Source organism: Frankia sp. R82 (assembly GCF_023716925.1).
Lineage (GTDB): Bacteria > Actinomycetota > Actinomycetes > Frankiales > Frankiaceae > Frankia.
On the sequence record NZ_JAMQQG010000238.1, the window covers coordinates 1 to 7,186 of the forward strand.

A 7,186-nucleotide genomic window follows, 5' to 3' on the forward strand; every position below is an offset into this window, starting at 1 on the left:
GGGGGGGGGGGGGGGGGGGGGGGGGGGGGGGGGGGGGGGGGGGGGGGGGGGGGGGGGGGGGGGGGGGGGGGGGGGGGCGGGGCCCCCCCCCACGGCACCGCCGCAGCGTTACCGGGTGCGGCGGGCGAGCAACCGGATCGATCGCGCGGATGCGCTGAGCGTTGCCGAGGGGGAGCGGGCCTTCGACGTCGGCCGGCTGATCGCCGACGAGGAGGTCGATGCCGGCGCCGATCTGCTGGTGCCCGGCGAGATGGGGATCGGGAACACGACGCCGGCCGCGGCGGTCGTGGCCCTGCTCACCGGGCGGGAGCCGGTGGAGGTCGTCGGCCGTGGCACCGGCATCGACGACGCCCGGTGGATGGTGAAGACCGCGGCGATCCGGGATGCGATGCGTCGTGGCCGGCCGTTCGCCGACAACGCGCGGTCGGTGCTGCGGGTCGCCGGCGGTGCGGATCTGATGGTGCTCGCCGGGCTGCTGGTGCAGGCCGCGGTGCGGCGTACCCCGGTGGTGCTCGACGGCGTGATCGTCTGTGCGGCGGCGCTGGCGGCCGAGGACATCGCCCCGGGGGCGAAGAACTGGTGGGTCGCCGGCACCCGTTCGCCGGAGCCGGCGCAGGCCTACGCGTTGGGTGCACTCGGGCTCACGCCGCTGCTCGACGCCGGGTTGCGCCTGGGTGAGGGCACCGGCGCGCTGCTGGCCGTTCCGCTGGTGCGGGCGGCGCAGGCGACGCTCGCCGAGATGGCCACCTTCGACCAGGCCGGGGTGAGTGGAAAGGCCGAACCGGGCGGTTCTGAGGCGGCCTCGGCGGAGTCTGACACCGCGTGATCGCAGCGCTGCGGACAGCCTTCACGCTGCTCACCGTCGCGCCGGTGCGTGGGCCCGAGCGGCTCGACCGGCGGGTGGCCGGGCGCGCCATGGCACTCGCCCCGCTGGTGGGCCTCGTCCTCGGTCTGCTCGCCGCGCTGGTGGTCATCGGCCTGCGGGTCTCGACCGGCACACCGGGCAGCCGCACCCAGACGCTGCTGCCGGCGGTGGCGGGCATCGCGCTGCTGGCGCTGGCCACCCGCGGTCTGCACCTGGACGGCCTGGCCGATCTTGCCGACGGGCTCGGGGCTCGCCATGCCGGTGGGCGGGAACGGGCCCTGGCGGTCATGCGGGAACCGGCTGTCGGCGCCTTCGGCGTGGTGGCGGTGGTGTTCGTCGTGCTCCTGCAGGTCGCGGCGCTCAGCGCGGCGATCACGGTGCACCGGGGGACGGTGTCGATGCTGGTCGCGGCGATGACCGGTCGGCTCGCGGTCACCCTCGCCTGCGCGAGCGCCGCACCCGCCGCACATCCGAACGGCCTCGGCGCCCTGGTCGCCGGCTCCGTGCGGACCCGCGACGCGGTGGTGGCGTTCCTCGGCGTCTGCGGGCTCGCGGCGCTCGCCGGGCGCTTCGACTACGACGGCGGTGACCTCGACCGGGCCGTGCGGGGGGTCGTCGCCGTGTGCATCGGCACCGCGGTCTCCATCGCGCTGCGGCACTACGTCGTGCGCCGCCTCGGTGGGCTGACCGGAGACGTCCTCGGGGGGCTCGTCGAGCTGACCACCGTGGTGACGCTGCTGTTCATGGCGATGACCTATCCGAACTGGCTGCTGCACCTGTTCGGCGCCGACGCGGGCTCGTCGTCCGGGCCACCGGGCTGGCCGGGTCCGGGCCGCCCACGGTGACGGGGGACGCTCGCAGGGTGCCGGTAACGGTGGGAATCGGATACGTTCCGGGTTGTGTCGGTACCGGCTGATGCGTCGCGCGGGCTGCGGCCGGGTGCCGAGGCCGCTCGGCGGGTGTTTCTGAGCCACACCGCCGAGCTGCGGGGCTTCCCGCGGGAGCGGTCGTTTGTCGCGGCGGCCGAGCGGGCGGTGGCGCTCGCCGGGGACCAGGTCATCGACATGGAGTACTTCGGTGCCCGCGACGCCGACCCGGCCGAGTTCTGCGTGCGGGCGGTCCGTTCGTCCGACGTCTACCTGGGGCTCATCGCCTTCCGGTACGGCACCGTCGTCCCGGGCCATCCGGACGTGTCGTACACGGAACTCGAGTTCGACGCCGCGACCGCGGCCGGGCTGCCACGGCTGGTGTTCCTGCTCGATCACCAGGCCGAGGTCCCGTTCGGGGACTTCGTCGACGAGGTGCACGCCGACCGGCAGCGGGCCTTCCGGGCGCGGCTGCGGGACGCGGGCATCATCACCGCCGGGTTCCGCGGCGCCGGGGATCTGGAAACCGCGGTGCTCGACGCGCTGGTCAAGCTGCGCGAAGCCGACCGACGGGAGTCCCTCGCCACGGCCGGTGAGCCGCCGCGCCCGGGGCGCCCGGCCGTGCCCTGGATGGTTCCGGGTGACCGCGGCGGCCTGGTGCCCCGGCCGGTGCTTGCCGCCGCGGTGCTGCACGAGATCCTGCCCGGTCACCCCGGCCCGGCCCGTCCGGCTGGCCCGTCCGGGCCCGCAGTGCGCGCGGTGCGGGCAGTGGTGCTGCACGGCACCGGCGGGATGGGCAAGACCACGCTGGCCCGGGAGGTCTGCCGGCATCCGGAGATCGCCGCACGGTTCCCCGGGGGGCTGCTGTGGGTGACCGTGGGGGAGTCGCTCGGCGGCGCCCAGCTCGCCGACCGGATCAACGATCTCAGCGAGGCGCTGGCCGGGACGCGCCCGACGCTGTCCGACCCCGAGCAGGCCGGTTTTCATCTCGGCACTCTGCTGGCGGACGAGGCCCGGCTACTCGTCGTGGACGACGTGTGGAACCGCACGCAGGCCGCGCCGTTCCTGCAGGGCGGGCCGAACACCGTGCGCCTGGTCACCACCCGGCTGCGTGATCTGCTACCCCGCGCCCGCATGATCGAGATTCCGGCGATGCACGCCGACGAGGCGCTGACGCTGCTGCTGCGTGACCTGCCGGACGGCGCCTGGGCATCGTCCGGGCGGCCGGCCGAAGGGCAGCCTGGCGCGGAGCTGGCGGTGCGCGAGCTGGCGGGGGTCGAGCGGCTGCTGGCCGACACGGGACGGTGGCCGGTGCTGCTCAGCCTGGTGAACCGGGCGCTCGTGCGGCATGTGCGGGACGGCATGAGCCCGGCCCGTGCCGTCGAACGCGTGTACCGCCGGATGCAGCGCCGCGGGCCGACCGGGCTCGACGTCACCCGGGCCGGGCAGCGCATCGAGGCCGTGGAGGCGACCCTGGCGGCCAGCCTGGACCTGCTGACCGGTCACCACCTGCAGCGTTACCTCGAACTCGCGGTCTTCCCCGAGGACGTCGAGGTGCCCCGGCGGATCCTGGAGGTGTACTGGGGACGCACCGGCGACCTCGACCCGGACGAGGTGGACGACCTGTGTCAGGAGCTCGCCGACCTGTCCCTGGTCGTCGCCTACCGCCGTTCGCCGCCAGCGCTGCTCCTGCAGGACGTGCTGCGCAGCTACCTGCGGGCCCGGGTCGGTCAGCCGGAGGTCGCCGCCCTCGAGGCGGTGCTGTGCGACGCGCTGCGCGACGCCTACCTGCCCGTCCTCCCGCCGCAGGCCATGGTCTCGCCGCAGGCCACGGTCTCGCCGCAGGCGGCGGCGGACCCGTGGTGGCTGCTGGGGGACTCCGCCGGCTACGTCTGGACGTATCTGGTCGGGCATCTGGTCGGGTCGGGACGCCTGGACGAGGCGGCGGTGCTGCTGGGAGACCTGCGCTGGGCGCTGGCCAAGCTGGAACGCCCGCAGCTCGGGCCGGTGGCGCTGGAGGCCGACCTGACACTCGTCGCGGCTGTCCGTCCGGACGACCCACAGCTCACCGCCCTGCACCGGCTGGTGCGCCAGAACGCGCACCTGCTCGTACCCACCCAGCCGCCCGCGGCGCTCGGCGCCATCCTGCTCAGCCGGCTGGACGGTAGCCCCGAGCTGGCCGCCGCCCGCCGCGCCCTGGCTCGGCACGTTCCCACCCCCCGGCTGACCGGCCGCTGGCCCCGTCCGGACCAGGCGCATCCCGCGCTGTTGCGCACCCTGGTCGGACATCGCCGCCACGCCGCGGGGCTCGCGGTGACACCGGACGGCACGACGCTCGTCTCCGCCGGCAGCGACGGCACGGTACGCCTGTGGGAGGTCCCCGACGGCCAGGGCACCAGGGTGCTCACGGGTCATACCGGGACGGTGCACGCCTGCGAGGTCTCGCCCGACGGCCGCCTTGTCGTCACCGCGGGCGCCGATGGGACGGTCCGGCTCTGGCCGGTGGCCGCGTCCTGGGCCGAGCAGCGGGACGGGCCGCCAGCCGTCGCCGGGCTCCCGGATACCGCCGGACCGCTGGACGTCGCCGGGCCGCAGGTCCTGCGGGGGCACCGTGGGGAGGCCACCGGTTGCGCGTTCACCCCGGACGGGCAGCGGGTCGTCGCGGTCGGCGTGGACGGGAGCCTGCGCTGCTGGGAGGTGCACGACGCCACCGAGGTGTACGCGGTCACCGTCTCGGACGCGCCGCTGCGTTGCTGCCTGACCACCGCCGACGGCCGGTGGATCGCCGTCGCCGGCGACGACCAGACGATCCGGATCTGCGATCCGGCGACCGGTCGGCCGACGGCGGAGCTGGTCGGGCACAGCGGCGCGGTGCTGTCGCTGACCGAACCGCCGGACGGCACGTGGCTGGGCTCCTCCGGTGCGGACGGCACGTTCCGCCGCTGGTCCACCGTGTCCTGGCAGGAGATCGGGGTCATCTCCGACCGACCCGGGGCGATCCGCGCCGCGACGGTCGGCCGGGATGGCCGGCTGCTGGCCATGACGAGCTGGCACGGCGCCGTGCGGCTGTGGGACCTGCGGGACTGGTCGCGCGGTGCCGACCTGACCGGCGACGTCGGCAGCCGGCGCTGCGTGCTCGCCCCGGACGGCACCTGGGTCGCCGCATCCGGCCGGTACGGGTCGATCCGGCTGTGGTCGACCGACGTCACCCGGCCCAAACCGGCCGCGTCGGGCCGGGACCAGCCGATGCGCGGCGTCGCCATCGTCCGCCCCCGGCCCGACGGAACGCCTGCGGCTGAACCGGCTGTGCTGGCTGGACCGGCCGTGCTGGCTGGACCGGCCGTGCCGGCTGAACTGGCTGTGCCGCTGGGCCGGCCGGTGGTCGTCGGGTACACCGACGGCGGTACCACGGCGGTCTGGGATCTGGAGACCGGCGAGCCGACCGGCGTCACCTGGTCGGGCGAGGTCGACCTGACCCGCGGCGCTGTGGCCGCGCCGGACGGCGCCTGGGTGCTCGTCCCCGGCGACGTCGCCGAACTGCGCTGCCTCGACCCGGTGACGGGCGACGTTCTCGCGACGATGACCGCCGGCACCGAGATCAAGGCCTTCGACGTGGACCCCTCCGGCACCACGGTGGCCGGTACCTGCAGCGACGGGACGCTGCGGATCTGGGACGCGGCCAGCGGCGGGCTGACCGAGTCCCTGACGGCCCACCCGACGGCGGCAACGGCGTGTGCGGTGAGCCACGACGGCCGCTGGATCGCCACCGGCGGCAACGACCGCCTCGTCCGCCTGTGGTCGGTGCCCTCGCCGGGTGCGACGTCCGAACGCCACGGCTACCGGGACCGTGCAGGCCGTGCAGGCCGTGCAGGCCGCCCGGGCCAGCAGGACCCTCCGGGCGATCGAGACCGTCCAGGCCGGCCTGTCTGTCAGCGGGAACTGGCCGGACACACCGAGGGGGTGCTGGGCGCCGCGTTCGCCCCGGACGACCGGCTGCTCGCGACCGCCGGCGCGGACCACACCGTGCGGATCTGGCAGGTGGCCGACGGCCGACCCGTCGCCACGCTGACCGGCCACACCCATACCGTCCGCGACGCGCGGTTCGCCCCGGACGGCACGCTGCTGGCCACCGCCGGCGGGGACGGCGCCCTGTGGATCTGGGACTGCACGACCTGGCAGGCGGTGTCCCTCATGCGTTTCGACGGCGCCGCCCGCGCCTGCACCTGGCTGCCCGCCGAGCTCGGCCCCGGCATCATCGTCGCCAGCTCCGCCGGCCTGTTCCGCTACGACTACGAGCCGTGATGCCCGCTTTCCGGTACCCGGGCTGCTTTCCAACGATCGGACAGGTTCGAGCCTGGTTACCGCACGTCTCATATCGTGCGCGTGATGAAGAGCGTGTCTCGCGCCTGACTCGGGATGTCCGAGCGGAGCGCCCTGCGACGAGGGTCGCCGGGGTGAACGAGGGTCGCCGGGGTGAACGAGGGTCGCCGGGGTGCATGTGGAGGGTTGTTCGGGAAATCGAGCCCGAATTCCTTGAACAACCCTCCACATGGCTGCCGCGCTCGGCCCCACGTGGCCTTCTGGTCCGACGGCGGCCGTGTACGTGAGGCCGGGTGTCGCGGCAGCGTCACCGTGCCATGGCTTTGTCCACCTTGTGGCTGTGGTGCTGCGTGGCTGTGGTGCTGCGTGGCCGTGGTGCTGCCACGTCCGGGGCTACCGGGGATGCAGCCGGACGGCGATGCCGGCGATGACCAGGCACACCTCGTCGGAGGCGGCGGCGAGAGCCGCGTTGGCCCGGCCGAGCGCGTCGCGAAACCGTCGTCCGGCGGAGGTGGCCGGGACGACACCCGAGCCGACCTCGTCGGAGACCGCCACGACCCGCCGTGGGGTGTTGCGCCACGCCTCGACGAGCTCCGCCGTGCGCCGGTCGAGCTGATCCCCGTCCCTCTGGGTCGGGTCCGCTCGCTCACCGTCCGGCTCTGCCGCGGAGGTGCCGTCCGCGGTCGGGACGGAAGTGCCTGGGACGGAGGCGCCTGGGACAGGGGTGCCTGGGGCAGGGGTGCCTGGGACGGGGGCGCTCGGGGGGCCGAGGTGGGCGGCGACCCACAGGCCGATGCCGTCGATCAGCAGCGGCGGGCCGGGCGTGCGCAGCAGGCCGACCAGATCGAGGGTTTCCACCGTCGTCCAGGCCGCGGGGCGGCGGGCCTGGTGGGCCGCGATCCGGGCCGCCCACTCGGCATCGGACGGGTCCGCCGGTGCGGACGTCGCGACGTACACCACCTCGGGTTCGCCCAGCAGCCGCCGCTCCGCCTCGGCCGATTTTCCCGACCGGGCGCCACCGAGCACCAGCGTTCGCCGCGGAGCGGGCTCCAGGGCCGGCGCCGCGGAAGGTCCGGGGGCCGGCGCCGTGACGGGTCCGGGCGGGGGCGCCGGGACGGGCCCGAGGGTCGAGCGG

The 7,186-nt window shown here is 75.4% G+C and carries 4 protein-coding genes; 3 read left to right on the forward strand and 1 reads right to left on the reverse strand.

The features are described from left to right. The 3 genes from ND747_RS19260 to ND747_RS19270 all read left to right on the forward strand — a co-directional run. The coding region (locus tag ND747_RS19260) for a nicotinate-nucleotide--dimethylbenzimidazole phosphoribosyltransferase (protein WP_374216276.1) at window positions 1–826 on the forward strand (826 nt) is incomplete at its 5' end. Next, window positions 826–1,710 carry an adenosylcobinamide-GDP ribazoletransferase gene (locus ND747_RS19265; RefSeq protein ID WP_251735168.1) on the forward strand — a complete coding sequence of 295 codons (885 nt, stop codon included), beginning with the start codon at window positions 826–828 and terminating at the stop codon, window positions 1,708–1,710. The genes ND747_RS19260 and ND747_RS19265, both read left to right, overlap by 1 nt. Window positions 1,711–1,764: 54 nt before the next feature. Further along, the gene (locus ND747_RS19270) at window positions 1,765–6,033 is read left to right on the forward strand and encodes an NB-ARC domain-containing protein (protein WP_251735165.1); all 4,269 of its coding nucleotides are present in this window, start codon (window positions 1,765–1,767) and stop codon (window positions 6,031–6,033) included. A gap of 411 nt (window positions 6,034–6,444) precedes the next feature. On the opposite strand, the gene ND747_RS19275 is transcribed toward ND747_RS19270, so the two are convergent. Then, on the reverse strand, window positions 6,445–7,186 hold a 742-nt coding region (locus tag ND747_RS19275), incomplete at its 5' end, for a bifunctional adenosylcobinamide kinase/adenosylcobinamide-phosphate guanylyltransferase (protein WP_251735167.1).